Source organism: Aurantiacibacter suaedae, assembly GCF_005434915.1.
Taxonomy (GTDB): domain Bacteria; phylum Pseudomonadota; class Alphaproteobacteria; order Sphingomonadales; family Sphingomonadaceae; genus Alteraurantiacibacter; species Alteraurantiacibacter suaedae.
In genome coordinates this window covers 478,235-502,896 of the sequence record NZ_SKCG01000002.1, presented here as the reverse complement: position 1 = coordinate 502,896, position 24,662 = coordinate 478,235, and the positions used below count along the sequence as shown (strand labels likewise).

The window sequence follows — 24,662 nt, the reverse complement described above, 5'->3', positions numbered from 1 at the left end:
CGGGCCATCAGGCGGGTTCGACCCAGCCGACGGCTCCATCTTCGCGGCGATAGACCATATTATGACGCCCGGTGCCAGCGTTTTTGAAAAACAAGGCATTGGTGTGCCGCAGATCGAGCAACATGACGGCATCGGCCACGCTCACTTCGGGCACGTCGATGCTGGTCTCGGCGATGATGGCGGGCGCATCCTCGCCCACGTCTTCATCGGTGTTGTCGTTATCCTCGAACGGCGCGAACACGGTATAGGCGGCCTCCTCCTCGCGCGCGGCGTGGGTGGCCTGTTCGTGGTGATCCTTCAGGCGGCGCTTGTAACGGCGCAGCTGCTTCTCGATCTTCTCCGCCGCCTGATCAAAGGCCTGGTGCGCATCCTGCGCCTGGCCACGGCTTTTCAGGATCAGCCCATGATTGACGTGCAGGATAATGTCGGCAGCAAAGGCGTTCGCCGGTGCCTTGCCGAACGTAACGGTGGAGGAAAGCGCGCGACTGAAGTGCTTATCGACAATCGTGGTGAGCCGGTCGGAGGCATGCTCCTGCAGCGCTGAACCGGTATCCACCTGGTGGCCCGACACACGAATATCCATAAGTCTTCTCCTGCTTCTTACTTGTATCTACCCGATATGGGTACGACACCTCATTGCGTCCAGAGAGGTGAACTTATTGTTTTCAGAAACTCCTTATGACGCGTAATTTCGTCATCCGTCGCAAAATGGGGGCGGGCTGGCCGATGTTCGCCAAGCTTGGGCGCAAAGACACTGCCGGTGCGTTCCACCTCGGTGCCTTGATCGACCGCGAGGCCAAGCCCGATCTGGCGGCCACCCAGCAGCTCGACATAGACCTGCGCCAACAGCTCGGCGTCGAGCAATGCGCCGTGCAGCACACGGTGGCTGCGGTCGACCCCGTAGCGCGAGCATAGCGCATCGAGCGTGTGCTTCGCGCCGGGGTGACGTTTGCGCGCGATGGCCAGCGTGTCGATCATCCGCTCGTGACTGACCGCGGCAAGGTCGCAGGCGGCAAGCTCGAAATTGAGGAAGCCGAAGTCGAACTGCGCATTGTGCGCCACCAGCGGAGCATCGCCGAGGAAATCGAGCAGTTCCTGCGCGCGTTCGGAAAACAGCGGCTTGTCGGACAGGAAGGTGGCGGAGAGGCCGTGGACCCGCTCGGCCTCCATCGGCATGTCGCGCTGCGGGTTGAAATAGCCGTGAAAGGTTTCGCCCGTAGGGATGCGGTTGACGATCTCGATGCAGCCGATTTCGACCAGCCGGTCCCCGGTTTGCGGGTCAAGGCCGGTGGTTTCGGTGTCGAACACGATTTCGCGCATGGGGCTTGTTATCTGCCTTCGCAGCGGCTGTTGCAACTAGGCAATGAGGCTGGCGAGCAATTCGCGGACCTGCGCGCGCGTTTCTTCGAGCGGAAGGCCAGTGTCGATCACATAGTCGGCACGCTCGCGCTTCTTCGCATCGGGCATCTGCGCGGCGAGAATCGCGGCGAATTTCTCTTCGGTCATGCCAAAGCGGGCCAGCACCCGCGCGCGCTGCACCTCGGGCGGGGCGGAGACGACCACGGTCCGCTCGACATAGTCCGCGCCCTTTTCAAACAGCAGCGGGATATCGAACAGCAGCACCGGGGCGTCCATATTGCGCAGGAGAAACTCACGCCGCTTCGCTGCGACGGCCGGGTGAACGATGGCCTCCAGCCGGGCGAGCGCCTCCGCATCGCCGAACACCTGCGCGCCGAGCGCTTCGCGGCGCACGCCGTTCTCGTCTGTGGAGCCGGGAAACTCCGCCTCTATCGCGCCGAGCAGGCTGCCGCCGGGGCCCTGAATCGCGCGCACTTCGGCATCGGCATCGAACACCGGCACGCCGAGATCGGCGAACATCTGCGCCACCGTGCTCTTGCCCATGCCGATCGAGCCGGTGAGGCCGAGCAGGATCGGGCCATCGCTCATGCGGTGAGCATTGCGCGCAGCTGGGCATCGCCGTCGTCGCGCGGGGGCTTCTGGCCGAAGAAATATGCGAAGGCCACGGCGGCCTGGCCGATCAGCATGGACAGCCCATCGACAGTCGGCAAACCTCCCGCGCGCGCCTCTTGCAGGAACGGCGTGTCGAGCGGGCTGGTCACGATATCGTAGGCCAGCGCGCCCGGCGGGGCGTGGGTGAAATCGAAATGTAGCGGCGGCTGGCCCGTCATGCCGAGCGGGCTGGCGTTGATCACCAGATCGAGCAGGCCCTCGCGGTCGTCGAAGGCGAAGTCGGTCGGATCGGCGAAATGCGCAATGTCCACCGCGTGGTGCTCACCCTCGGGGGCGAGTTCATCGAGCAGGCGGCGGGCCTTCTCAGGATCGCGCCCGGCCAGCACCAGCGTAAAGCCTTCGCCCGCCAGCGCCTTGACGATAGCCCGCGCCGCGCCGCCGGTGCCGAGAATACGCGCCATTCGGAACAGGTGTTGCTCATCCAGCAACGGGCGCAGCGGTTCGAGAAAACCGGGCGCATCGGTGTTGGTGCCGCGCAAGGTGCCATCCTTGCCGCGATAGATCGTGTTGACCGCGCCAATCGAGCGGGCCGGTTCTTCGATCAGATCGAGATGCTCCATCACCGCCAGCTTGTGCGGCATGGTGACGTTGCAGCCGCGCCATGCGGGATCCTCGCGACGTTCGGTGAGATAGGTCGCCACCTCGTCCACAGCGACGCGGCAATGGCGATATTCGGCATCGATCCCGGCTTTCTCGAGCCAGTGGCCATGAATCAGCGGCGATTTCGACTGGGCAATCGGGTCGCCGATAACCTCGGCATAAAGTCGACTCACGCGGGCAGCTCCTCCAGCTCGCGCAGCGCGCCGAGCACGGGCAGCAGCGGCATTCCGAGCACGGTGAAATAGTCGCCCTCGATCTTCTCGAACAGCTGCACGCCCATCGCCTCGATCCGGAACACGCCGACGCATTGCGCGACCTCGGGCCACTCTGCGCGCAGATAGCGCTCGATAAAGTCCTCGGACAAATTGCGCACCGTGAGCCGCGCCTGTGCGCCATGCTCCCACCGGACGTAACCGCCCAAGGAAACCGCCGCGGCCGAATCCAGGACCATCTCTTTGCCGGAGAAATAGCGCAGATGCTCTTGCGCCTGCACACGGCTGGTCGGCTTGTCGAACCGCTCACCTGCCACCGACAGCACCGAATCGCTGCCCAGCACCGGCACTTCGCCGCCATCGATGGAAACGGCCTTTGCCTTGGCCAGCTCAAGCGCCACCTGCGCCGGGGGCACATCGCCGAGCGAAGCTTCAAGCGCGCGCTCGTCGATGGCGGCGGGCATGACATCGAATTCGACCCCGGCATCGGCAAGCATGGCGCGGCGCGAGGCGCTTTTGGAGGCAAGAATAATCATATCGGTTTGGGTCCGACCTGGGGTTGGCGTTCGCGCAGCGAGCGCTCGTTGTGCAATTTGATGATCGCAGCGGCGGTTTCCTCGATCGAACGGCGGGTGACGTCGATCACCGGCCAGCCGTTGTCGGCAAACATGCGCCGCGCGAAGGCGACTTCTTTCTCCACCCGCTCCTCGTCGACATAGGCGGTGGTGGTGCTCTCGTTAAGCGAGAGCAGGCGGTTGCGGCGGATCTCGATCAGCCGCTTGGGCGCGGTGGTGAGGCCGACCACCATCGGCCGGCGCAGCTTGAACAGCGCAGGCGGGGGCGGGCTTTCCACCACCAGCGGGATGTTGGCGACCTTGAAGCCGCGGTTGGCGAGATAGATCGAGGTCGGCGTCTTCGAGGTGCGCGACACGCCCGCCAGCACGATATCGGCCTCTTCCCAGTTGTCGAAGCCGACCCCGTCGTCCTGTGCGATGGTGTACTGAATCGCATCTACGCGCTTGAAATAGGCCTCGTCCATCTGGTGCTGCTTGCCGGGCCGCCCGCGCGCCTGCTGGCCGAGCCGCTCCTCCAGCGCCGCCGTCACCGCATCGAGCACGGCCACATGCGGCAGGCCGAGCTGGCGGCAGCGCATTTCGAGGCTGGAGCGGATTTCCGAGTTCACCAGTGTATAAAGCACGAGGCCCGGATTGGCCTTCAGGTCATCAACGATCCGCTCCAAGTGCTGAAGCGAGCGCACCATCGGCCAGAAATGGCGCACGACATCGGTATCGTCGAACTGCGCCAGCGAGGCTTTCGCCAGCATTTCGAGCGTTTCGCCGGTGGAATCCGACAGCAGATGAAGGTGCAAACGGGTCATGTGGATAAGTCCCGGCATAAACCACGGGACGCAGTTGCGGACAAGCATGGGATGGAATCTCATCCCCGCTAGCGGCCATTTCCTCCCGCCAGTGATCCCCCGATGCAACGCCTTGTCGACAGGCTGGGGATTTCGGGGACAAGCAATGATTGACAGCGCCAAGGCATGAGTCGATCAGCCCGGCAGGCCTCAAGCGGCGGGACAAATCCGCGACAACTGCGCTTTCCCCGCTTTCCACAGGGCCTACAAACACCATAATCCTTATTATAAATATTATTATATTGATTGGACTCTCGCGATGCCCGGACCTTTGCTCGATACCTTGAACGGTCAGCGCCAGGACCGGCTACCGGTCTGGTTCATGCGGCAAGCAGGTCGCTATCTCGCAGAATACCGCGCTTTGCGGGCTGAGAAGGGCGGCTTTCTGGAGCTGGTTTACGACAGCGAAGCTGCCGCCGAAGTAACGCTGCAGCCGGTGCGGCGGTTCGGGTTCGATGGGGCAATCCTGTTTTCCGACATCCTGATCGTTCCCTATGCCCTGGGGCAGGACCTGTGGTTCGAGGCGGGCGAGGGGCCGCGGCTGGCGCCGCCGCTGGTCGATGCAGCCTGGCAAAGTCTGGATGCTGCGCCAGAGCGATTTGAGGCCATCTACGAGACCGTTCGGCTGTGCCGGGGTATGCTGGGCCCCGACGTGACCATGTTGGGCTTTGCGGGCTCTCCCTGGACCGTGGCGACCTATATGGTCGCAGGACAGGGCTCCAAGGATCACCACGCGGCGCGCCAGCTGGCCTATCGCGATCCGCAAGCCTTCGGTTCGCTGATCGGCGCAATCGAGGAGGCGAGCTTCACTTATCTCGTAGGCCAGATCGACGCGGGCGCCGAGGCGGTGCAACTGTTCGATAGCTGGGCAGGCAGCCTCAGCCCCGCGCAGTTCGAGCAATGGGTGATCGCGCCGAATGCCCGGCTTGCGGCGCGGCTCCACGAAGCACGGCCCGGTGTGCCGGTGATCGGCTTTCCGAAGGGTGCGGGCGGCAAGCTGCCCGCTTATGCCCGCGAAACGGGTGTCGATGCCGTGGGTGTCGACGAGACGGTCGACCCGGTATGGATCGCCCGCGAATTGCCTTCCGAAATGCCGGTGCAGGGCAATCTCGATCCGATGCTGTTGCTGGCAGGCGGCGCGGAGCTGGATCGGGCTATAGCTCGGATTTGTTCCGCGTTCGAAAATCGTCCGCACGTGTTCAACCTCGGCCACGGGATCGATAAGGAAACCCCCATCGCCCATGTCGAGCAGGTGTTGTTGGCGCTCCGCAGATAATTGGCGCGATAAGAGGGATGACGGATCGCCTCGGCGCGCCTATCTAGGCGGCCATGCAGGACTTCCTTCTGACGATCTACTATTGGCTCAAGGCCGGGCACCTGATCTTCGTGATCTTCTGGATGGCGGGCCTGTTCATGCTCCCGCGCCAGCTGGTTTACATGCACGACAGCGCGCCCGGTTCGGCCGAGGAAGCGCTCTGGGCCAAGCGCAGCGGGCTGCTGCGCAAGGTGATCCTGACGCCGAGCCTGATCGCGGTCTGGGCTTTCGGGCTGCTGCTCGCCTATAGCGGCGGCGCGTTCATGCAGGGCTGGTTTCACGCCAAGCTGCTGCTGGTGATCGTGCTGAGCGGCTATCACGGCTGGATGGTTGCCAATGCCAAGAAGATGGCGCGCGGCGAACGCCCGCTGAGCGAGAAGACGCTGCGGCTCGTGAACGAGGTGCCCGGCGTGGCGGCGGTGCTGATCGTGATCCTGGCGGTCGTCAAACCGTTCTGATTTTGCCCTGAACTGGCCGACCTTGATGCGTCTCCGATTGACCGGGGGCGCGCTAGGCCATATTTAGCGCAAACCAATCGGCACCAGATCGCTCGTCCGAAGCGATCAAGGCCTGCTTTCCCCAAGCCCCATGGCCTGCCGGCATCCCTATATAACTACTTGGAATTGAAGACGAAATGCATCTTAAAGAACTCAAACGCAGGACGCCGGCCGAGCTGGTTTCGATGGCCGAGGAAATGGGCGTCGAGGGTGCCAGCACTATGCGCCGGCAGGATCTCATGTTCGCGATCCTCAAGGAAGTGGCCGAAGACGGCGAGGAAATTCTCGGCATCGGCACGATCGAGGTGCTGCAGGATGGCTTCGGCTTCCTGCGCAGCCCCGAGGCGAACTATCTCGCCGGGCCGGACGACATCTATGTCTCGCCGAACCAGGTCCGCAAGTGGGGCCTGCGCACCGGCGACACCGTCGAAGGCGAGATCCGCGCACCCCGCGATGGCGAGCGCTATTTCGCGATCACCAAGCTGATCAAGGTCAACTACGACGACCCCGATGCGGTGCGCCACCGCACCAACTTCGACAACCTCACGCCGCTTTACCCGGATGAGCGGCTGAACCTCGACACCAAGGACCCGACCGTCAAGGACAAGTCGGCCCGCGTGATCGACCTGATCTCGCCGCAGGGCAAGGGCCAGCGCGCGCTGATCGTCGCCCCGCCGCGCACCGGTAAGACGGTGCTGCTGCAGAACATGGCCAAGGCCATCACCGACAATCACCCCGAGGTGATTCTGCTGGTGCTGCTGGTCGACGAGCGGCCTGAGGAAGTCACCGACATGCAGCGTTCGGTCAACGGCGAGGTGATCTCCTCGACCTTCGATGAACCCGCTTCGCGCCACGTGCAGGTCGCCGAAATGGTGATCGAGAAGGCCAAGCGTCTGGTCGAGCACAAGCGCGACGTAGTGATCCTGCTGGATTCGATCACGCGTCTGGGCCGTGCCTACAACACCGTGGTGCCAAGCTCGGGCAAGGTGTTGACCGGCGGTGTGGATGCGAATGCGCTGCAGCGGCCGAAGCGCTTCTTCGGTGCCGCGCGCAACATCGAGGAGGGCGGTTCACTCTCGATCATCGCTACCGCGCTGATCGACACCGGAAGCCGCATGGACGAGGTGATCTTCGAAGAGTTCAAGGGCACCGGCAACTCCGAAATCGTGCTTGACCGCAAGGTGGCGGACAAACGCATCTTCCCAGCGCTCGATGTCGGCAAGAGCGGCACGCGCAAGGAAGAGCTGCTGGTCGAGAAGGAGCAGCTCTCGAAGATGTGGGTGCTGCGCCGCATTCTCATGCAGATGGGCACCATCGATTCGATGGAGTTCCTGCTCGACAAGATGAAGGATTCGAAGACCAACGAAGACTTCTTCGCGACGATGAACCAGTAGAGTTCGTTCGCAGCGCTGGAAATTTCCGGCGATTGGCGCATATTGGTGGGCCCGGCTTTCGCGAGAAGGCCGGGCCCAGCCATTTGAAAGGCCCGCCCATGAAAGTCACCATCGAAGTCGATTGCAGCCCCGAAGAGGCGCGCCAGTTCATGGGGCTACCCGATGTCGAGCAGGCAAACGCAATCTATATCGACAATCTCGCCGCAGCGATGAAGGGCGCGGGCAGTGTCGAGCAGCTTGAGCAATATGCCAAGCACCTGGCGCCAATGGGGCAGATGGGGCTGAAGATGTTCCAGAGCTTCGTCGAGGGCGCGCAGAAGTCTGCGGGTGGTACTTCGTCGAAGAGCTCCGACAAGGGCTGACTGCGCACCTGCGATGGACACAATTTTTGCGCTTTCCTCTGGCGCTCCGCCCGCCGGAATCGGAATCGTTCGGCTGACAGGACCGCAGGTGCGAGCCGCTCTTTCAGCGGTTTGCGGTAAGGTTCCAGAGCCGCGCCGGGCCGCGTGGGCGGCCTTTCGCGATAGCGCAGGCGCACAGATCGACGACGGTCTGGTACTCTTTTTCCCCGCACCGCATTCGGTAACCGGCGAGGATGTTGGCGAGCTGCATTGCCACGGTGGCCGCGCTGTGGTCGCGGCGCTTGAGGCTACCCTGGCCGATGTTCCTGGATGTCGCCGTGCCGAGCCGGGCGAGTTCACTCGTCGCGCTTTTGCCAATGGCCGCATTGATCTCGCCGAGGCTGAAGGGCTGGGCGACCTGCTTGCGGCCGAAACCGAAATCCAGCGCCGCGCCGCGCTTGCCATGACAGGCGGGGCGTTCTCTGGCGAGGTGAATGGGTGGCGCGAGCAGCTGCTGGCCTTGTCGGCGGAAGTGGAAGCCTCGCTCGACTTTGCCGAGGAGGATGACGTTGAGACGCTTGGCGATAGCTTTGCGCGCAAACTCGCCAGTCTGGCGGACAGTCTGCGCAATGCCCTTGCCGCGCCCCATGCCGAGATGCTGAAGGAAGGTTTTCGCGTGGCGCTGGCGGGGCCGCCGAACGCAGGCAAGTCCACGCTGTTCAACGCACTGGTCGAAAGCGAAGCCGCGATCACTGCCGAGATTGCGGGCACTACACGCGACGTCCTGGTCCAGTCGGTCGCCATCGACGGGATCGCTTTCAGCTTCGTCGATATGGCGGGGCTCCGGTCGAATACGGAAGACAGGATCGAAGCCATCGGAATCGAGCGCGCCGAAACGGAAATTGCCAAGGCAGACGTGGTCCTGTGGCTAGGGCCGGAAGGGGCTGGGCCAGACGACTGCTGGGACATCGATGCTCAGTGCGACCGGGACGAACGGGACAAAAAGCCGGCGCCAGACTTTACCCTATCTGCGCGCACAGGAGACGGATTGCATCAGCTGCGAAGCGCCTTGGTCGAGCGTGCGCGCTCGGCCATGCCAGCGCCGGGAGAGGCTGCGCTCAACCGCCGGCAACGCGGACTGATTGCGTCGGCGCTCGATGCGCTCAGCGATGCGGCGACTCATCGTGACCCGCTTCTGGTGGGCGAGGGGCTTCGACGCGCGCGTCTCTCCTTCGATGCGTTGCTCGGAAAAACCTCGACTGAAGACGTGCTCGATGCGGTGTTCGGGCGCTTCTGCCTCGGCAAATGACGCGCGTGTTCCACGTGGAACATTAGCGCTGCGAAATGCCCGTTGTGGGGCGCGGGCACTGCGCCTAAGTCAGTCCCGATCATGAGCACATTTGACATCATCGTTGTCGGCGGTGGACACGCCGGTGTTGAAGCCGCGGCTGCTGCGGCCCGCATGGGCATGGCGACCGCGCTGGTCACCTTCGACCCCGCGACCCTCGGCGCAATGAGCTGCAACCCGGCGATTGGCGGGCTGGGCAAAGGCCACCTCGTGCGCGAGGTCGACGCCTTCGATGGGCTGATCGGTCGCGCCGCCGATGCTGCGGCAATCCACTATCGGATGCTCAATCGTTCCAAAGGCAGCGCGGTGCAGGGCCCGCGCATTCAGGCTGATCGCAAGCTGTTCAAAGCCGCGGTCCAGGCCATGCTGGCGGCTCAGGAAAACCTGACAGTGATTGGCGGCGAAGTTGCGTCGCTGCTGATCGAGGGTGGGCGTGCCGCCGGCGTGACATTGGCGAGCGGCGATAAGCTCTATGCCCCGGCGACGATCCTATGCACCGGCACCTTCCTTGGCGGAGTGCTTTTTTGCGGTGAGAAGCGAAGCACCGGCGGCCGTATCGGTGAGAATGCGGCTTCCGTATTGGCGGAGCAGTTGCGCGGCGCAGACCTGCCGATGGCTCGCCTAAAGACCGGAACCCCCCCGCGATTAGACGGGCGCACTATCGATTGGTCCGTGCTGGAGGAGCAGCCCTCCGACAGCGATTTTTGGACCATGTCCCCGCTCACGGAGCGTCGCGCCAATCCGCAGATCTTTTGCGCGATCACGCGCACCAATCCGCGCAGCCACGCTATCATTGCCGACAATCTCGATCGCTCGCCGTTGTTTACCGGTGCGATCGACGCGGCAGGCCCGCGATATTGTCCCAGCATTGAAGACAAGATTCATCGCTTCGCTGATCGTGACGGGCATCAGGTCTTCCTCGAACCCGAGGGTCTCGACACGCAGCTTGTCTACCCCAACGGCATTAGCACGTCGCTGCCCGAGGATGTGCAGCTGGCTATGTTGCGGACGATGGCAGGTTTGGAACAGGTGGAGATGGTTGTGCCCGGCTACGCGGTCGAATATGATCATATCGACCCGCGCGCCTTGGGCCGCGACCTGCAGCTTGCAGCGCTCCCCGGCGTCTATTGCGCGGGCCAGATCAACGGCACGACCGGATATGAAGAGGCAGCTGCGCAGGGTTTGATCGCCGGACTGAACGCGTCCTGCGCATTGCAGGGGAGGGAAGCGCCTGCGCTTGACCGGGGCAATTCCTATCTCGCGGTGATGGTTGATGATCTGACGCTGCATGGTGTGAGCGAGCCATACCGTATGCTTACGGCGCGCGCAGAGTATCGCCTGAGGCTGCGCGCAAACAACGCGAGCACGCGACTGACCCCGATTGCGGCGGAACTTGGGTGTCTCGATAAGCCGCGCGCAGAATGGTTTGTCCTCCATTGTGATGGGCGCAGCGCTTGGGAAGAAGCGTTACAATGCGAGGTGCCTGCAAGTGCCTTGGCAGAGAAGGGGCTGAATGTGCGCAATGATGGGGGACGAAAGTTGCTGGCCGAATGGCTGACCCATGCCGATATTTCGCTGGCCGATCTGGCTGATTATCTGCCCGCTGGGTTCGACCCGGCAACCCCGCTTGCACAGGAGGTGGCCGAGGACGCGGCCTATGCCCCTTATTTGCAGCGTCAGGAATCGGAACTGCGCGACTTGCGCGCTTCGCAGGAGTTGGTTTTGGGACGAGACTTCGACTGGGGCGCGGTGCCCGGACTTTCGAACGAGATGGTAGAACGGCTAAGCGCAGCGTCTCCCGCAACGCTCGCTGACGCGGGGCGGGTTCGCGGGATAACGCCTGCGGCCTTGGCCGCGCTGCTGGTTCATGCGCGCCGCGCTCAGGCGGAGCTATCAGCATGAGCGGCGATGAGGGGAAGGCCTTTTGTGCGCTGCGATGCGACTCCGCCGCGATGGAGCGCTTCGCCATTTTTCTAACTATGCTTGAGAGCGAGAACGAGCGGCAGAACCTCGTATCCACGGCCAGCCTTGCCGATGCCTGGACCCGGCACATTGCCGACAGTCTGCAGCTGCTAGATCATGTTCCACGTGAAACATCGCCATGGCTCGACATGGGCACTGGGGCGGGCTTCCCGGGTCTGGTCGTCGCGCTTGCGAGGCCAGACCTTGATGTGGTTCTGGTCGAATCGCGAAAGCGGCGCGTTGAATGGCTTGAGCATGTGTGCGAGCGCTTTGGGTTGGCAAAGTGCCGGGTGGTCGGCGCAAGGCTCGAAACGATCGAAACCATCCCCGCAGGCGTGATCAGTGCGCGCGCATTTGCGCCGCTGGAGAAGTTGTTGCGATTATCCGCGCGCTTTTCCACACCAACGACCACTTGGCTGTTGCCCAAAGGGCGGTCGGCGGCGCAAGAACTGAATGAGCAGTCGCAGGCGATTCAAGCGATGTTCCACGTGGAACAATCGGCGACCGATCCCGACGCGGCGATCATTATCGGACATGGAAGGCCGCCAGAGACATGATCTGCATCGCGATAGCTAATCAGAAAGGCGGCGTGGGCAAGACCACCACAGCCATCAACATCGCCACAGCCATGGCCGCGACCGGTTGGCGGACGCTGCTGATCGATCTCGATCCCCAAGGCAATGCCTCGACCGGTGTGGGGCTTCGCGCGTCCGAGCGCAAGCTGTCGAGTTACGACTTGTTGATCGGCGAATGCACGCTGGCCGAATGCACGGTCAATTCGGCGATACCGGGCCTGAATCTGGTGCCGGCTACAGTCGATCTGAGCGGGGCCGAGGTTGAGCTGGTCGATGTCGCGGATCGCGCCCAGCGTCTTCGCGATGCTTTGGCGCAGGATAGCGCGCATGACATTTGCTTTATCGATTGTCCGCCGTCGCTCGGCTTGCTGACGCTCAATGCGCTGTGCGCCGCCGATACGCTGATGGTACCGTTGCAGTGCGAGTTCTTCGCGCTCGAAGGTTTGAGTCAGTTGTTGCAAACGGTTGAGCAAGTGCAGCAGCGCTTCAATCCCGATCTGAACATCGTCGGGGTGGTGCTCACCATGTTCGACCGGCGCAATCGGCTTACCGATCAGGTTTCCGACGATGTGCGCGAGTGCCTGGGTGATCTGGTGTTCGAATCGGTGATTCCACGCAACGTGCGCCTGTCCGAAGCGCCAAGCCACGGCTTACCCGCGCTAATCTACGACCACGCCTGCGCTGGCAGCCGCGCTTACATGGCGCTGGCGCGCGAGTTGATCGGTCGCTTGCCCGAACGGAGGAAAGCCGCATGAGCGAAGAGACAAGCGAGACCAGGGGTAAGGGTGACTCCGTTCCGCGCCGCAAGCTCGGCAAGGGTCTGGGCGCGCTGCTGGGTGAGACTCGCCGCGAAGAACCGCTGGTCGCGCCGCGCAATCTGCCAGAGGGTGACTCTGCCGATGGCGAGGGGCAGGCACCGGCCGAGGAAGGCCTCGCCATGCTCGCTGTTTCGGCTATCGAGCCGCACCCCGAGCAGCCGCGCCGCCACTTCGACGAGGAGGCGCTCGCAGAGCTGGCGGCCTCCATCGCCACGCGCGGGGTGATCCAGCCCGTTATCGTGCGCCGTCTGGATCCAGGCCGCTATCAGCTGGTGGCGGGTGAGCGTCGCTGGCGCGCTGCGCAAAAGGCGCAAGTGCATGAAATTCCTGCACTAATTCGCGATCTTGATGATCGCGACGTGATGGCGCTGGCGCTGATCGAGAACATTCAGCGCGAAGACCTCAATCCGGTCGAAGAAGCGCGCGCTTATCAGCGGCTCGCCGAATTCGAAGATATGACCCAGAGCGAGATCGCCACGCTGGTCGACAAGTCGCGCAGCCATGTCGCCAACCTCCAGCGGCTGCTGGCTCTGCCCGAGGAGGTGCTCGATCACCTGGAGCAAGGCCGCCTCGATATGGGCCATGGTCGTGCGCTGATCGGACTGGATAACGCGGCCGAGGTGGCCGACCAGGCGGTGCGCAAGGGGCTCAGCGTGCGCGAGGTGGAGAAGCTGGCGCGCAAGGGCCGCGATGGCGACGGGCGCAGCCAGCGTCGGCAGGCACGCCCCCCGCGCGATACGGCGCAGGATGCCGATATCGTCGCGGTGCAGAACCACCTTGAGGAAATGCTCGGCCTGCCCGTGCATATTGCCACGGAGGCGGACCCAAGCACTGGCTCGCTCACCGTGCGCTTCCGCAGCCTCGATCAGCTCGACATGATCTGCCAGCGGCTCACCGGCGGCGGGATCTAGCCTGTCCGTGAGCGCCGCGCAGAAAAGTTGCGCGGCGCGACCTTAGCGAATCGACGTACGCTTGTCGGGCTGCGGTGCCAGGCGACGCGGAATGCTGCGACGAGCCGGGCGGGGCGGGGCATCGACATCGACCCACTCTTCGTAAACCACTTCGCGCGCGGCGATGCGGCGGGTGGTCTGCACCGGCACCATCATCACCGGATAGGCCCCCATCGGATAGCCCCCAAAACCGCCGCCTTCATAGCGGGCGAGGTAGTCGCTGCAGTACGCGTCGGCCTGATCGGTGCGCTCAGCGTGTCGCGCGTAATCGTCATATCGACGGTCAGAATAGGCTGGCAGATAGATCGCGCGGCAATCGGTCAGCCAGTCGCTGCGTTGCTGCGGGCTATAGCCGCGCGGCGGGCCACTGGGGCCGGTTGTGACGACCGCTTCGGGCACCAGAGCCGGATAGTCGACTGGCCGGGCATAAGAATCGTAACGGTAAGCCCCATCCGATTGTTCATTATATCCAGGTGCCGCGCCCTTATCTTGCACCACCTCGTAACTTTCGTAAGCGATCGGCTCAGACGGCGCGTCATAGCGGCTATCCTGCGCCTGAGCGGGAAATGCGAGGGCCAGCGCGGCAAGCGAAGCTGTCAGGAAAGCGGACTTGGTGGACATTCGGGTCATCCTTGATGGAGCGGCCCGCCCGCCGCAGACATGCACCGCTGCGCGCCGGAAGGCCGTTAACCCGATGTTTAGGATGATTAGCCGCGCAAAACAAAGCAATCTGCGCCGGCAGTCCCGAAAGGAGACGCGGTCAGACGCTTCAGATCCGGTCGGAAAGCAGCGCTGCCAGCGTTTCGATTCCCGCACGGTCCTCCGCATCGAATCGCGCCGGGGTTGGGCTGTCGAGGTCGATCACCGCAACCACCACGCCATCGCGCAGCACCGGCACCACCAGTTCGGAGCGGCTGCGCGCATCGCAGGCGATATGGCCGGGGAAGGCGTGAACGTCTTTCACCAATTGGCTGCGCCCCTCGGCCGCCGCCGCGCCGCAAACCCCGCGCCCAACCGGGATACGGATGCAGGCAGGGCGACCGCAAAATGGCCCGAGCACCAGTTCGCCCTCCACCATGCGATAAAACCCGGCCCAGTTGCAGTCGGCCACGAACTCGCCAAGCAGGGCGGCGACATTGGCCATATTGGCGACCGCATCGGGCTCCCCCGCGGTGATGGCCTCGGCGGCCTCGCATAACTGGGCATAGATGGCAGGTTTGGCGGCGTTGGGAGCGGGGGCGAAATCGAACATTGCCCCGCTCTAGCCGCGCGGGGGCGTGTGGCAAAGTGTTTGCCGCCATCGCGCGGCCAGCGTATCGGTGAGGCATGTCTCGCCTCATCAAGATCCTTATCGCCCTCGTCGTCATTCTGGTGCTGCTGGCCGCGCTCGGCTGGTGGCTGCTGCGCGGCGATCCGGCAGAGCTCACGCTGGATGAAACCACCGGCACCGACCCGGTGCTGGCCGCGCCTGAGGAGCAGACGATTCCCACCGTCGTGGTGGCCAAGCCAATCGGCTGGGGCGACGATGGCGCGCCGGTTGCGGCGGAGGGGCTGGAGGTCAGCCGCTTTGCCGATGGTCTCGATCATCCGCGCGTGATCTACACCATGCCCAATGGCGATGTGCTGGTGACGCTGACCAACGCGCCCGAGAGGGTGGTTGCAGGCGGCTGGCTCACCAACCTCGTTGCGGGCTTCCTGTTCGCCGAAGCCGGCGCGGGCGAGCCTTCGCCCGATCAGCTGGTCTTGCTGCGCGATGGCGATGGCGACGGTGTGGCCGAGGAACGCCATGTGCTGCGTGACGATCTCGCTTCGCCCTCGGGCCTCGCCTGGGCCGATGGCAAGCTTTACGTTGCCAACCACGATGCCTTGCTGAGCTTCGACTATGACGCGGGCGCGACGACGCTGCCCGGCGAGCCGGAAAAGCTGGCCGACCTTCCGGGGGGCGGCAACCACTGGATGCGCAACGTGCTGCTGAGCGAGGATGGCACGGCGCTTTATATCGCGGTCGGCTCGGCCTCGAACATCGCCGAGGGCGGGATGGAGGCCGAGGACGGTCGCGCTGCGATCCACGAGTTGAACCTCGAATCGGGCTTCGCACGCATTTTCGGCGCGGGGTTGCGCAATCCCAACGGTCTTGCCCTTAATCCGTGGTCGGGCGAGCTGTGGACCACCGTGAATGAGCGCGACATGCTCGGTTCCGACCTTGTTCCGGACTATCTCACCGACGTGCCGATTGGCGCGCACTACGGCTGGCCGTGGTTCTACTATGGCGACACCACCGACGACCGAGTGAAGGGCGCCTATGGGATCAACCCCAGCTATGTGCGCACGCCGCGCTATGCCTTGGGCGCGCACGTTGCGGCGCTGGGGCTGGTGTTCAGCCAGGAGGGTTCGCGCATGGGCGAGGGATTTGCGAACGGGGCCTTTATCGCCCGCCATGGCTCGTGGAACCGCAAGCCCGCCGCCGGGTATGACGTGATCTTTGTCGAATTCGACGAGCGGGGCAATCCGATTGGCAAGCCCAAGAAGGTGCTGAACAGTTTCCTCACGGGCAATGGCGAGACTCATGGTCGCCCGACCTGGCTTGCCTGGGATCAGACCGGCGCGCTGCTGGTGAGCGACGATACCGCAGGGATCATCTGGCGTGTGATGGCTCCCGGCGCCGAGGGCACTCCCGCGATCGAGCGGATCAAGGGTGACCGCCTGCCGCCGCAGATTCAGCTTAACGGCGATCCGGCGCGGGCGTTCGAGAATCCGCCGCCCGGGATCACCATGCCCGGCATGTAAGCTCGGGCGCTGTCCTTCGAGACGGCGCTCAGCCTGCGGCTTCGTGCCTCCTCAGGACGAACGGGCAGGGGCATTGTAACGCAAGCGAATTCGTCGCCCCGGGCTTGACCCGGGGCAGGGCTTGGTTCCGGGAATCTAGTCGAGCGTCTTGCCCGCGCGGCCCGCAAGTTCGGTGATGAAATGCCAGGCGATTCGCCCTGAGCGCGCACCGCGCCGCTTCGCCCAGCCCAGCGCCTCGTCCTCATATAGCGTGAGGCCGAATTCTTCCGCATAGCCGCGCAGGACGGCCAGATAGTCGTCCTGAGTCATCGCATGGAAGCCGAGCGACAGCCCGAAGCGATCAGCCAGGGCAAGTTGGTCGTCGACCACGTCGCGCGGATTGATCGGGTCGTCCTGCTCGCTCATATCGCGGGCGAGGATCGCGCGCCGGTTCGAGGTGACGGCGAGCCGCACGTTGGCGGGCCGTGCCTCCACCCCGCCATCGAGCCAGCTGCGCAGGTGGCGCGGGGTGACGCTGTCGCCCTCGGCAAAGCCCAGGTCGTCGATGAAGACGAGGAAGTTGCGCCCCACCTTGGCAAGCTGCGCGAAGAGGGCGGGGAGGGTGGAGACGGCATCGGTGGCGACCTGCACCAGCGCAATATTGCCACCATCCGCCTGAGCTGCGGCGACCGCAGCCTTCACCAGTGCCGACTTGCCCGTGCCGCGTGCGCCCCACAGCAGCATGTCGTGCGCGGCGTGGCCTGCGGCGAGCCGCTCGACGTTGGCGACGACGGCCTCTTTCTGCCGGTCGATCCCGCGCAACAAATCGAGCTTCTGCGCCACGATTCGCGCGACTGGGCGGCCTCCGTGGCTGTCCCAGACATAGGCGGGGCTGGCGGCCCAGTCGGTCGCCGTGGCGGTGTCTGCTTGGGCGAGGGCCTCGGCGAGGCGGCGCAACAGGTCGTTCTCTGTGGTCATACCTAGCGAAACAGCCGTTTGCAGCGCGCGCGTCAAGCTTGGGCCTTGGCCAAAGCCCCCGCGCGGGCTAGCGGCGGAGCATGGTTGGTAAGGCAGACAGGCTGATTGCGCCCGATGCGCAGGGCATCGCGAGAGCGGCCGAGCTGCTGAGCGCTGGCGAGCTGGTCGCGGTGCCGACCGAAACTGTCTATGGCCTCGCCGCCCGTGCGGACAGCGCCGAGGCGGTGGCGAAAATCTATCGCACGAAGGGGCGGCCTGATTTCAACCCGCTGATCGTGCATGTCGCCACGCTTGCACAGGCCGAGCAACTCGCGCTGTTCGATGAGCGGGGACTCCGGCTGGCCGAGGCGTTCTGGCCCGGCCCGCTGACCATGGTGCTCCCTGCGCGCGCCGAGAGCTCCATCGCGCCTGCCGTCAGCGCGGGTCTGCCGACGATTGCCGTTCGCTGTCCGGGTCATCCGGTGATGGTGCAGTTGCTTGAGGCTGTAGGGTTGCCGCTGGCCGCCCCCTCGGCCAACCGCAGCCTTGGTGTCAGCCCGACCCGGCCTGACCACGTTCGCGAGTCGCTCGGTGATGGGTGTCCGCCGATTCTCGATGGCGGTGCCTGCGCGATGGGTCTCGAATCGACCATCGTTGCGCTGCGCGATGATGGCGGGTGGAGCCTGCTGCGACCCGGCCCGGTCGAACGGCGGGCGATTGAATCAATTGTGGGGCCGCAAAGCGCCTCGTCGGGCGCGAAAATCGAGGCTCCGGGGCAGATGCGCAAGCACTATTCGCCGGGTAAACCGGTGCGGCTCGATGCGCGCGAGGCAGCTGCGGGCGAGTTTCTGATCGGGTTCGGCGCCATCGCCGGCAGCACGAATCTCTCACCCGATGGCGATCTCGCCGAGGCAGCAGCGCGGCTTTATCAATGCCTCCACGAAGCGGCTGCTGCGCCGCAAAAGAGGATCGCCGTCGCCCCGATTCCACACGAAGGAATGGGCGAAGCAATCGCCGACCGCCTGCGCCGCGCTGCGGCCTAGCGCAGCGGTTCGTTCAGCTCCGAGTCGATTTCGCGGCGGATTGCGATGGCCTCGCGGCAAGATTCCTCGCGTCCGCGCTCGCAGCGATCGGCCTCTCGTTCATAGTCGCTCTGAAGATCGCCCAGGCGCGCTTCGCGGCGGCGCATTTCGCGGCCCCGGTTGCGGTCGGCTTCGTCCTGGCTGGTGGTGGCCCAGTCCGCCCCCTGCGACACCACCCGCACAGGCGCGGTCGCCACGTCGAACGCCGTCTTTGCCAGGCATCCCCCGGTCAGCGGGGCAAGCCCGAGTACGGCTATCGCCAGATGTCTTTGCATGTCCCGCATCTCCTTGGTTTTCGGTACTCTAGGGTGAACACGTGAAAGCGCGGTGAACACGAAAAAGGGCCGCGCGCGGCGAGGCGGGCGGCCCTTTTCGTCATGCAAGAAGCCGAAGATCAGGCGTCTTCGGTGTTCTCGTAATACTGCGGAGCGTGCTCGTTCAGCACCTGCAGGATCTTGGTGAGCGCAGCCGGCTCGTCGGTCTTTTCCATCGCCGCCAGTTCGCGGGCGAGGCGGCTGGAGGCAGCCTCGAAAATCTGGCGTTCGGAATAGGACTGCTCGGGCTGGTCGTCGGGGCGGAACAGGTCGCGCGTTACCTCGGCAATCGACACTAGGTCGCCCGAGTTGATCTTCGCTTCGTATTCCTGCGCGCGGCGGCTCCACATGGTGCGCTTGACCTTGGGCTTGCCCTTGAGCGTTTCCATCGCTTCTTTCAGCGTCTTGTCGGAAGACAGCTTGCGCATGCCGATCGCTTCGACCTTGTTCACAGGAACGCGCAGAGTCATGCGTTCCTTTTCGAAGCGGAGAACATAGAGATCGAGCTTCATACCGGCGATTTCTTCGCTCTGGAGCTCGGTCACACGGCCCACACCGTGCTTGGGGTAAACAACATAATCGCCGACTTCGAAGGCGGGCGCACTGGTTGCCATGGATTTTCCTTTCATCGACAGGACCAGCAGACCCAGCGTCAAACACTTACGAGGCCGCGCGACCCATCGGCGACCTTATTGGGTGCTTGTTCTGAGTGAGAGCGGGGAGCCTGCCTTCCTAATCCGCCTGCCGCGCGGAAACCGCAGCAGTTGCACAAGTATATAACAGATTCGTAACATAATTGCCACCCCCTCCGCTCAGAAAGGGATAAGCGGCCCCGCTCTCAGGGGATTTGCCTAAGCTAGGAGGCGGCCAAGCCGGACAGCGCCGCCGAAAAAAGGCAGCGAATCAGTCGCCTTCGCCGGGTTCGGGCGAGAAGTACTTGTCGAGTTTGCCCTCTTCGCCCTTGTGCTCGTCGGCATCGGCGGGCGGATCTTTCTTTTCGGTGATGTTGGGCCACTCTGCCGAATATTTTGTGTTCAGCTCAAGCCAGGCCTCAAGCCCGCCCTCGGTATCGGGCAGGATCGCTTCGGCTGGGCACTCGGGCTCGCACACGCCGCAGTCGATGCATTCCGAAGGATTGATGACGAGCATGTTCTCGCCCTCGTAGAAACAGTCAACCGGACAGACTTCGACGCAATCGGTGTACTTGCATTTGATGCAGGCGTCGGTGACGACGTAGGTCATGGTGCACTGTGTCCTTCGATCAGTTGGCCGACCCCATCTGAAGCGGGCCGGGAAACGCGGCTTGCTATGGCGATTGCGCCGCCTTCGTCAAGCGCGCGATAGTGTTGCTGCGCTTCGCTAGCCGGTCCGCGCCGGTCCGGCAAAGCAAGGATTTCTATCAGGCGGACATGATGCGGCATGGGCAGCGTGAGTACGTCGCCGGGCAAGATCAGCGCCCCCGGCTTGGTGATCCGCTGGCGATTGCGACGGATATGCCCCCGTTCCACCCATTGGCGGGCCGCGGAGCGGGTACGCACGAAGCGAAGCCTGACGAGCAGGAGATCAAGCCGAAGGCCGCCTCCTGACGCCATCTGCTAGCTTTTGCTCCCCAAAAGGTCGGCGAGCCCGGCGAAGGCGTTGCCGGTGGCAGGGCGGTGGTCCCCGGCGGGACGATTGTCGCGCTGCGGCCGACCTTTCCCTTTCGCGCCGGGTTTACCCCGGCCTTTGCCCCGATCCCGATCCTTGTTCCGGTCGTTGCCATGTTGCGGTTGCCGCGCCGGGCGGAAATCCTTGCGCGGGGGGCGCCAGGTCCAGGGCACCGGGCGCGGCGGGCCATAGGCCCCCTCGGCCATGGCCACCGGCTCGCCCTGACGGAAGCCCGCATCTTTCATCAGGCCGCGAAAGCTTTCTGGCGACAGGCCCATGCTGGTGGCAAGCGCGGTGTCTATCGCAAAGCCGCGCGTATCCTTGGTGTCGGCGATCTTGAGCCGCTGCTCGTGCGCGGCGCGGAACAGTTTTTCCGCCATGTCGAGCCGCACCGCCTGCTCGCCCGCGCGGCGATAGCCTGCGGGAAGCTGCCTGTCGGCTGCGATCACCGGAGCCATCGTTTCGGAAACCGGGCGACGATCCAGCCCCAGTTCGTGCAGCAGCTTGCGCGCTGCCGGGCGCAGCAGGGCGGGCACGAACACGTCAAGCGCGCCGATGGAGACGCCAAGCTTGCGCAGCAGCGGGCGGCGCTCCTTGGGCAGGTTGGCAAGCCCTGCCTCTTCGCGCGGAACACTGCCGCCGCGTTCGGCAAGCGTCAGCAGCAGGGCGCGCACTTCGCTGCCCGCTTCGGGATCGCTGGTCGCATCCTCGATGGCGCGCAGCGGGGTGAGCGGGGCAAGGGCGCCCTCAAGCCACACGTCAAGCGCTTCGGAAAGCTGCGCGCGGTGCGCCGGATCGAGGTTGCCGAGTTCCTTGGCCATCACGAGCCGGGGGCGGCTCGCGCTCTTGCCGCGCTCGAGCGTCGCCACCTGCTGATCGCCGCGCCACAGGCCGCCGTTCGCAATCGCGACGTCGCCCAGTTCGCTGGTGATCAGCTTCTGCGCCTTTTGCGCCAGCAACGCGGGCATATGCTTTTCGGCGGCGGCGAGCATCAGCTTGCGGTCTTCCTGGCCCGCGGTCTGGTCGACCACGAAGCGGAAGCCCTCAAGGTGGCCGATGGCATGGTCCTCGACCATGACTCGCCCGTCGTCTTCAAGTTTTACCCGCAAAAGTCCTGCATCCTTTCCCATTCCCCGCATCAATACCGAGGTTCGGCGATTTACGAAACGTTCGGTTAGCCTTTGGTGAAGAGCATCGGACAGCCGCGCCTCCACTGCCCGGGCGCGGGCGGCCATCTCGTCACGCGCCAGCACCCAGTCGGGCCGCTGGCAGATATAGGCCCAAGAGCGGATTGCCGATAGCCGCCCTTGCAGCGTGTCGATATCCCCTTCGGGCCGGTCAAGCTCGCCGATCCGATTGGCGACGAAGTCGGCGCCGATATGGCCGCCCTTCAGGTCGCGCCAGAGGCGGGCGACGAAACGTGCATGGGCATCGCTGCCCTGCTGGCGGAAATCGGGCAGCTGGCACACCTCCCAGAACCGCCGCACCTGCGCATGGCCGCGTGTGGCGGCGCGAATCTCGCTGTCTTCGGCAAGGCGGCGCAGCACGGCGAGGTCGATCGCCTCGGGCGCGGCGGCCATGGCCGGATGATCGGGGCGCATTTCGAGATCGGCGATCAGCCGGTCTATCGAATCGAAGCGCGGTTCGGGGTTGCGCCAGAACAGCCGGGTCAGCGGTGCGAAGCGGTGCTGCTCGATAGCGTAGACCTCGTCGTCGCTCAGTTCGAGCGCGGCGTGGCCGCGATTGCCTGACAGGGTGCCGAAGCTGCCATCGGTCTGGTGGCGACCAGCGCGCCCGGCGATCTGAGCCATTTCGGCGGGGGTGAGGCGGCGCTGGCGCACCCCGTCGAACTTTTCGAGGCCCGCAAAGGCAACATGATGGACATCGAGGTTAAGCCCCATGCCGATGGCATCGGTGGCGACGATGTAGTCGACCTCGCCCGACTGGAACAGCTCGACCTGGCGGTTGCGCGTCTGCGGGCTCAATGCGCCCATCACCACCGCCGCGCCGCCGCGAAACCGGCGCAGCAGCTCGGCGGTTTGATAGACTTGCTCGATCGAGAAGGCGACCACGGCCGAGCGCTTGGGCAGCCGTGAAAGTTTCACCGGCCCCGCATGGTGCAGCGTGGAAAAACGCGGCCGCTCCTCGATCCGCGCCTCGGGCACCAGCGCGCGTACCAGCGGTTCGAGCGTGCCCGCGCCGAGGATCATCGTTTCCTCGCGTCCGCGCGCGTGAAGCAGACGGTCGGTGAAGATGTGGCCGCGATCCCGGTCCGCGCCCAGCTGCGCCTCGTCCAGCGCGACGAAGGCCTTTCCGCCTCCGTCTCGGGGCATGGCTTCGGCGGTACACAGGTAATAGCGGGCCTGTGGCGGCTCGATCCGCTCCTCGCCGGTGATCAGCGCGACCTGTTTGTCGCCCTTGATTGCGCGCACCCGGTCATAGACCTCGCGCGCCAGCAGGCGGAGCGGAAAGCCCATCGCGCCGCTCGAATGGGCGCACATGCGCTCGATAGCGAGATGCGTCTTGCCCGTGTTGGTGGGGCCGAGCACGGCGCGAATGGTCGCAGTAGCGTCAGAACGGGGCACAACGATGCAATCATGCCGGGCCGTTCGGTTTCGCGCAAGCTTATCGGGGCGATAAGGGCGTGGAGCATTTGGACGCTCGTGCGAGTCCTCTCATCGACATTAGATGCGAATTAACTTTATTGCGGCAGGGCTTTAGCTAGAAAATCGCGCGATATCGTAGATTGGCTCGACGCGCCCTTAGGGGCAGAAGCAAGCCGGGCCGCAAGGAGCAGAATTTTGGCCAGCAAGCGCCGGGCAATCGTATGGAGCGACAAGGACGCGCCGCGACCGCCTGCCGAACAGTCGACCGACCGGATGGAATGCCAGGCCGATGCCGCGCAAACCAGCGAAGGCAAACGCACCATCGCGCGCTTTTCCGGCAAGCGCGAACGGCTCGGTCAGATGCGTCGCCGCATCGGCCTGATGTTCCAGCGCAATGAACTGGCCACCGATCTGGCGCAGGATATCGGCTCGGCGCGCTGGCTGCGCGGCACTGCCACGATGCTGGGCTTGTCCGCCATCGCCATTGCCGCCTGGCCCGGTTTTTCGCCGGTCGAAGCCGCGCCCGCCATGCGGATCGACGACCGTGTGCGCGACGAATTCCGCAGCCAGATGATCATGCCGCTTGGCCTTGGCGCCGATAGTGGCCGCCGCATGGGCGCGACCTTCAGGGTTGAAGAACTGGCCAGCGCACCCGAACGCCCGCGTATCGATCTTGTCGCAACGCTAACGCAAGGCGACGGGTTCGAACGGATGCTGCGCCGCGCCGGGGTTGGCTCCGGCGAGGCGGAGCAGATTGCGGGAATGGTGGCAGGTGCCATGCCCTTGAGCGAGATCGCGCCCGGCACGCAGGTCGATATCACGCTTGGCCGCCGCTCGTCGCTTGATGCGCCGCGCCCGGTCGATGGCTTGTCGTTTCGCGCGCGGTTCGATCTGCAACTGGCGGTCGAGCGGCGCGAAAATGGCGCATTGGCGCTGGTGCCGCGGCCGATTGCCGTCGACGCCACGCCCTTGCGCATTCGCGGCACGGTGGGTGAGGGGATTTACCGTTCCGCCCGCGCCGCCGGCGCGCCGCCCAGCGCAGTGCAGCAATTTCTGCGCACCATCGGCGAGGAGCTCAACCTCGACCGCGATATCTCGGCGACCGACGAGTTCGACTTCATTATCGACTACAAGCGCGCCGCCACCGGCGAGATCGAGGTCGGCAAGCTGCAATATGCGGCGATTGTGCGCGACGGGCAGCCGCGCAAGCAGATGATGCGCTGGGGCCGCGAGGGCCTGTTTTACGATGCTGGCGGAGTTGGCGAGCAGCGTCAGGGCATGGTGGCACCCGTGCCCGGCCCGATTTCGTCGAACTTCGGGATGCGGCGTCACCCGATCCTCGGCTACCGCCGGATGCATTCGGGCATGGATTTCCGCGCCCGCAGCGGAACGCCGATTGTCGCGGTGAGCGATGCCCGGGTGGTTTCCGCCGGTCGCGCCGGGGGCTGCGGCAACGCGGTCAAGCTGTCGCATGGCGGCGGGTTGGAAACACGCTATTGCCATATGAGCCGGATGGCGGTTCGCTCGGGCCAGTCGGTCAAGCGCGGGCAGGTGATCGGCTATGTCGGCTCCACCGGCCTCTCGACCGGGCCGCACCTGCACTATGAAATGTACCGCGGCGGCCGGGCGATCAATCCGGCGAGCGTCAAATTCGTCAACCGGGCGCAGCTCGAAGGGCGCGAGCTGGCAAATTTCCGCGCCAGCCTTGCGCGCTGGCAAACGGTCGAGCCGGGCGCGGCGCTTGCTACGCTGGTGCCAGCTTCGGGTGCGAATGAAGAGCCGGTGCGCGAGATTGATCGGCTGGAGAACCGCCAGCGCGTCAACTGAGCG

Annotated in this window: 26 protein-coding genes; 12 read left to right on the top strand and 14 right to left on the bottom strand. The window is 64.5% G+C overall.

Annotated features, from left to right (window positions below; genetic code table 11):
• Window positions 1-7 precede the first annotated feature (7 nt).
• The 6 genes from hpf to E0473_RS08735 are packed head-to-tail and all read right to left on the bottom strand — an operon-like array spanning window position 8 to window position 4,221.
• Window positions 8-583, bottom strand: a complete 576-nt coding sequence (gene hpf, locus E0473_RS08760; protein ID WP_137680485.1) for a ribosome hibernation-promoting factor, HPF/YfiA family — start codon at window positions 581-583, stop codon at window positions 8-10.
• A 50-nt stretch (window positions 584-633) separates the two neighbouring features.
• A complete protein-coding gene (dnaQ, locus tag E0473_RS08755) occupies window positions 634-1,320 on the bottom strand; it encodes a DNA polymerase III subunit epsilon (protein WP_137680484.1) in 687 nt (228 codons plus the stop codon).
• Between the two features lie 36 nt (window positions 1,321-1,356).
• On the bottom strand, window positions 1,357-1,947 hold the full coding sequence (coaE, locus tag E0473_RS08750) for a dephospho-CoA kinase (protein WP_137680483.1): 591 nt from the start codon (window positions 1,945-1,947) through the stop codon (window positions 1,357-1,359).
• Window positions 1,944-2,804 (bottom strand): shikimate dehydrogenase family protein, encoded by an 861-nt coding sequence (locus E0473_RS08745; protein WP_137680482.1) that lies wholly within the window; start codon window positions 2,802-2,804, stop codon window positions 1,944-1,946. The genes coaE and E0473_RS08745 overlap by 4 nt, the downstream gene beginning before the upstream one ends.
• Window positions 2,801-3,379 carry a Maf family protein gene (locus E0473_RS08740; RefSeq protein WP_137680481.1) on the bottom strand — a complete coding sequence of 193 codons (579 nt, stop codon included), beginning with the start codon at window positions 3,377-3,379 and terminating at the stop codon, window positions 2,801-2,803. Before E0473_RS08740 ends, E0473_RS08745 begins: the two co-directional genes overlap by 4 nt.
• Window positions 3,376-4,221, bottom strand: a complete 846-nt coding sequence (locus tag E0473_RS08735; protein ID WP_137680480.1) for a pyruvate, water dikinase regulatory protein — start codon at window positions 4,219-4,221, stop codon at window positions 3,376-3,378. Before E0473_RS08735 ends, E0473_RS08740 begins: the two co-directional genes overlap by 4 nt.
• Window positions 4,222-4,519: 298 nt before the next feature.
• On the opposite strand from E0473_RS08735, the gene hemE reads away from it, so the two are divergent.
• The 9 genes from hemE to E0473_RS08690 all read left to right on the top strand — a co-directional run bounded on the left by hemE (window position 4,520) and on the right by E0473_RS08690 (window position 13,421).
• A complete protein-coding gene (gene hemE / locus E0473_RS08730) occupies window positions 4,520-5,536 on the top strand; it encodes a uroporphyrinogen decarboxylase (RefSeq protein WP_137680479.1) in 1,017 nt (338 codons plus the stop codon).
• Between the two features lie 53 nt (window positions 5,537-5,589).
• Complete coding sequence (locus E0473_RS08725) at window positions 5,590-6,033, top strand: CopD family protein (RefSeq protein ID WP_137680478.1); 444 nt, start codon at window positions 5,590-5,592, stop codon at window positions 6,031-6,033.
• A gap of 176 nt (window positions 6,034-6,209) precedes the next feature.
• Window positions 6,210-7,466: a transcription termination factor Rho gene (rho, locus tag E0473_RS08720; protein WP_137680477.1), complete on the top strand. Its 1,257-nt coding sequence runs from the start codon at window positions 6,210-6,212 to the stop codon at window positions 7,464-7,466.
• 98 nt (window positions 7,467-7,564) lie between these two features.
• Window positions 7,565-7,828, top strand: a complete 264-nt coding sequence (locus E0473_RS08715; RefSeq protein ID WP_137680476.1) for a DUF6489 family protein — start codon at window positions 7,565-7,567, stop codon at window positions 7,826-7,828.
• A gap of 13 nt (window positions 7,829-7,841) precedes the next feature.
• Entirely contained in the window at window positions 7,842-9,116 is a 1,275-nt protein-coding gene (mnmE, locus tag E0473_RS08710; RefSeq protein WP_137680475.1) for a tRNA uridine-5-carboxymethylaminomethyl(34) synthesis GTPase MnmE, read from the top strand.
• Window positions 9,117-9,197: 81 nt separating this feature from the next.
• Complete coding sequence (gene mnmG / locus E0473_RS08705; RefSeq protein ID WP_137680474.1) at window positions 9,198-11,057, top strand: tRNA uridine-5-carboxymethylaminomethyl(34) synthesis enzyme MnmG; 1,860 nt, start codon at window positions 9,198-9,200, stop codon at window positions 11,055-11,057.
• Entirely contained in the window at window positions 11,054-11,674 is a 621-nt protein-coding gene (rsmG, locus tag E0473_RS08700) for a 16S rRNA (guanine(527)-N(7))-methyltransferase RsmG (protein WP_137680473.1), read from the top strand. Before mnmG ends, rsmG begins: the two co-directional genes overlap by 4 nt.
• Window positions 11,671-12,447, top strand: a complete 777-nt coding sequence (locus tag E0473_RS08695; protein ID WP_137680472.1) for a ParA family protein — start codon at window positions 11,671-11,673, stop codon at window positions 12,445-12,447. The genes rsmG and E0473_RS08695 overlap by 4 nt, the downstream gene beginning before the upstream one ends.
• Complete coding sequence (locus tag E0473_RS08690) at window positions 12,444-13,421, top strand: ParB/RepB/Spo0J family partition protein (RefSeq protein WP_137680471.1); 978 nt, start codon at window positions 12,444-12,446, stop codon at window positions 13,419-13,421. The genes E0473_RS08695 and E0473_RS08690 overlap by 4 nt, the downstream gene beginning before the upstream one ends.
• Window positions 13,422-13,463: 42 nt before the next feature.
• On the opposite strand, the gene E0473_RS08685 is transcribed toward E0473_RS08690, so the two are convergent.
• Both E0473_RS08685 and E0473_RS08680 read right to left on the bottom strand, forming a co-directional pair.
• On the bottom strand, window positions 13,464-14,081 hold the full coding sequence (locus tag E0473_RS08685; RefSeq protein ID WP_137680470.1) for a hypothetical protein: 618 nt from the start codon (window positions 14,079-14,081) through the stop codon (window positions 13,464-13,466).
• 148 nt (window positions 14,082-14,229) lie between these two features.
• Entirely contained in the window at window positions 14,230-14,712 is a 483-nt protein-coding gene (locus tag E0473_RS08680) for a GAF domain-containing protein (RefSeq protein ID WP_137680469.1), read from the bottom strand.
• Window positions 14,713-14,786: 74 nt separating this feature from the next.
• On the opposite strand from E0473_RS08680, the gene E0473_RS08675 reads away from it, so the two are divergent.
• Window positions 14,787-16,247: a PQQ-dependent sugar dehydrogenase gene (locus E0473_RS08675; protein WP_137680468.1), complete on the top strand. Its 1,461-nt coding sequence runs from the start codon at window positions 14,787-14,789 to the stop codon at window positions 16,245-16,247.
• A 135-nt stretch (window positions 16,248-16,382) separates the two neighbouring features.
• Here the strand turns inward: E0473_RS08675 and E0473_RS08670 are convergent, their stop codons facing one another.
• Entirely contained in the window at window positions 16,383-17,204 is an 822-nt protein-coding gene (locus E0473_RS08670) for an ATP-binding protein (RefSeq protein WP_137680467.1), read from the bottom strand.
• An 80-nt stretch (window positions 17,205-17,284) separates the two neighbouring features.
• On the opposite strand from E0473_RS08670, the gene E0473_RS08665 reads away from it, so the two are divergent.
• Window positions 17,285-18,226, top strand: a complete 942-nt coding sequence (locus E0473_RS08665; RefSeq protein ID WP_137680466.1) for an L-threonylcarbamoyladenylate synthase — start codon at window positions 17,285-17,287, stop codon at window positions 18,224-18,226.
• Here the strand turns inward: E0473_RS08665 and E0473_RS08660 are convergent.
• From E0473_RS08660 to E0473_RS08640, 5 genes are all read right to left on the bottom strand, one after another.
• Window positions 18,223-18,540: a hypothetical protein gene (locus E0473_RS08660; RefSeq protein ID WP_137680465.1), complete on the bottom strand. Its 318-nt coding sequence runs from the start codon at window positions 18,538-18,540 to the stop codon at window positions 18,223-18,225. The two genes, E0473_RS08665 and E0473_RS08660, sit on opposite strands and share 4 nt — an antisense overlap.
• Window positions 18,541-18,659: 119 nt before the next feature.
• Complete coding sequence (locus tag E0473_RS08655; RefSeq protein WP_137680464.1) at window positions 18,660-19,193, bottom strand: CarD family transcriptional regulator; 534 nt, start codon at window positions 19,191-19,193, stop codon at window positions 18,660-18,662.
• A 289-nt stretch (window positions 19,194-19,482) separates the two neighbouring features.
• Window positions 19,483-19,821: a ferredoxin FdxA gene (fdxA, locus tag E0473_RS08650; RefSeq protein ID WP_137680463.1), complete on the bottom strand. Its 339-nt coding sequence runs from the start codon at window positions 19,819-19,821 to the stop codon at window positions 19,483-19,485.
• The gene (locus E0473_RS08645) at window positions 19,818-20,171 is read right to left on the bottom strand and encodes a S4 domain-containing protein (RefSeq protein WP_137680462.1); all 354 of its coding nucleotides are present in this window, start codon (window positions 20,169-20,171) and stop codon (window positions 19,818-19,820) included. The genes fdxA and E0473_RS08645 overlap by 4 nt, the downstream gene beginning before the upstream one ends.
• A 3-nt stretch (window positions 20,172-20,174) precedes the next feature.
• Window positions 20,175-22,811, bottom strand: coding sequence for a helicase-related protein (locus tag E0473_RS08640; protein ID WP_421721782.1), 2,637 nt, complete (start codon window positions 22,809-22,811; stop codon window positions 20,175-20,177).
• A 216-nt stretch (window positions 22,812-23,027) separates the two neighbouring features.
• Here E0473_RS08640 and E0473_RS08635 point away from each other — a divergent pair, with 216 nt between their 5' ends.
• Window positions 23,028-24,659: a M23 family metallopeptidase gene (locus E0473_RS08635; protein WP_241657411.1), complete on the top strand. Its 1,632-nt coding sequence runs from the start codon at window positions 23,028-23,030 to the stop codon at window positions 24,657-24,659.
• Window positions 24,660-24,662 lie beyond the last annotated feature (3 nt).

Coding starts and splice junctions, on each gene's coding strand:
- E0473_RS08735 (WP_137680480.1), bottom strand. CDS start 4,221: ATGACCCGTTTGCACCTTCATCTGCTGTCGGATTCCACCGGCGAAACG.
- E0473_RS08655 (WP_137680464.1), bottom strand. CDS start 19,193: ATGGCAACCAGTGCGCCCGCCTTCGAAGTCGGCGATTATGTTGTTTAC.
- E0473_RS08715 (WP_137680476.1), top strand. CDS start 7,565: ATGAAAGTCACCATCGAAGTCGATTGCAGCCCCGAAGAGGCGCGCCAG.
- coaE (WP_137680483.1), bottom strand. CDS start 1,947: ATGAGCGATGGCCCGATCCTGCTCGGCCTCACCGGCTCGATCGGCATG.
- mnmE (WP_137680475.1), top strand. CDS start 7,842: ATGGACACAATTTTTGCGCTTTCCTCTGGCGCTCCGCCCGCCGGAATC.
- rho (WP_137680477.1), top strand. CDS start 6,210: ATGCATCTTAAAGAACTCAAACGCAGGACGCCGGCCGAGCTGGTTTCG.
- hemE (WP_137680479.1), top strand. CDS start 4,520: ATGCCCGGACCTTTGCTCGATACCTTGAACGGTCAGCGCCAGGACCGG.
- fdxA (WP_137680463.1), bottom strand. CDS start 19,821: ATGACCTACGTCGTCACCGACGCCTGCATCAAATGCAAGTACACCGAT.
- E0473_RS08670 (WP_137680467.1), bottom strand. CDS start 17,204: ATGACCACAGAGAACGACCTGTTGCGCCGCCTCGCCGAGGCCCTCGCC.
- dnaQ (WP_137680484.1), bottom strand. CDS start 1,320: ATGCGCGAAATCGTGTTCGACACCGAAACCACCGGCCTTGACCCGCAA.
- rsmG (WP_137680473.1), top strand. CDS start 11,054: ATGAGCGGCGATGAGGGGAAGGCCTTTTGTGCGCTGCGATGCGACTCC.
- E0473_RS08695 (WP_137680472.1), top strand. CDS start 11,671: ATGATCTGCATCGCGATAGCTAATCAGAAAGGCGGCGTGGGCAAGACC.
- E0473_RS08725 (WP_137680478.1), top strand. CDS start 5,590: ATGCAGGACTTCCTTCTGACGATCTACTATTGGCTCAAGGCCGGGCAC.
- E0473_RS08685 (WP_137680470.1), bottom strand. CDS start 14,081: ATGTCCACCAAGTCCGCTTTCCTGACAGCTTCGCTTGCCGCGCTGGCC.
- E0473_RS08660 (WP_137680465.1), bottom strand. CDS start 18,540: ATGCAAAGACATCTGGCGATAGCCGTACTCGGGCTTGCCCCGCTGACC.
- mnmG (WP_137680474.1), top strand. CDS start 9,198: ATGAGCACATTTGACATCATCGTTGTCGGCGGTGGACACGCCGGTGTT.
- E0473_RS08690 (WP_137680471.1), top strand. CDS start 12,444: ATGAGCGAAGAGACAAGCGAGACCAGGGGTAAGGGTGACTCCGTTCCG.
- E0473_RS08680 (WP_137680469.1), bottom strand. CDS start 14,712: ATGTTCGATTTCGCCCCCGCTCCCAACGCCGCCAAACCTGCCATCTAT.
- hpf (WP_137680485.1), bottom strand. CDS start 583: ATGGATATTCGTGTGTCGGGCCACCAGGTGGATACCGGTTCAGCGCTG.
- E0473_RS08645 (WP_137680462.1), bottom strand. CDS start 20,171: ATGGCGTCAGGAGGCGGCCTTCGGCTTGATCTCCTGCTCGTCAGGCTT.
- E0473_RS08675 (WP_137680468.1), top strand. CDS start 14,787: ATGTCTCGCCTCATCAAGATCCTTATCGCCCTCGTCGTCATTCTGGTG.
- E0473_RS08665 (WP_137680466.1), top strand. CDS start 17,285: ATGGTTGGTAAGGCAGACAGGCTGATTGCGCCCGATGCGCAGGGCATC.
- E0473_RS08740 (WP_137680481.1), bottom strand. CDS start 3,379: ATGATTATTCTTGCCTCCAAAAGCGCCTCGCGCCGCGCCATGCTTGCC.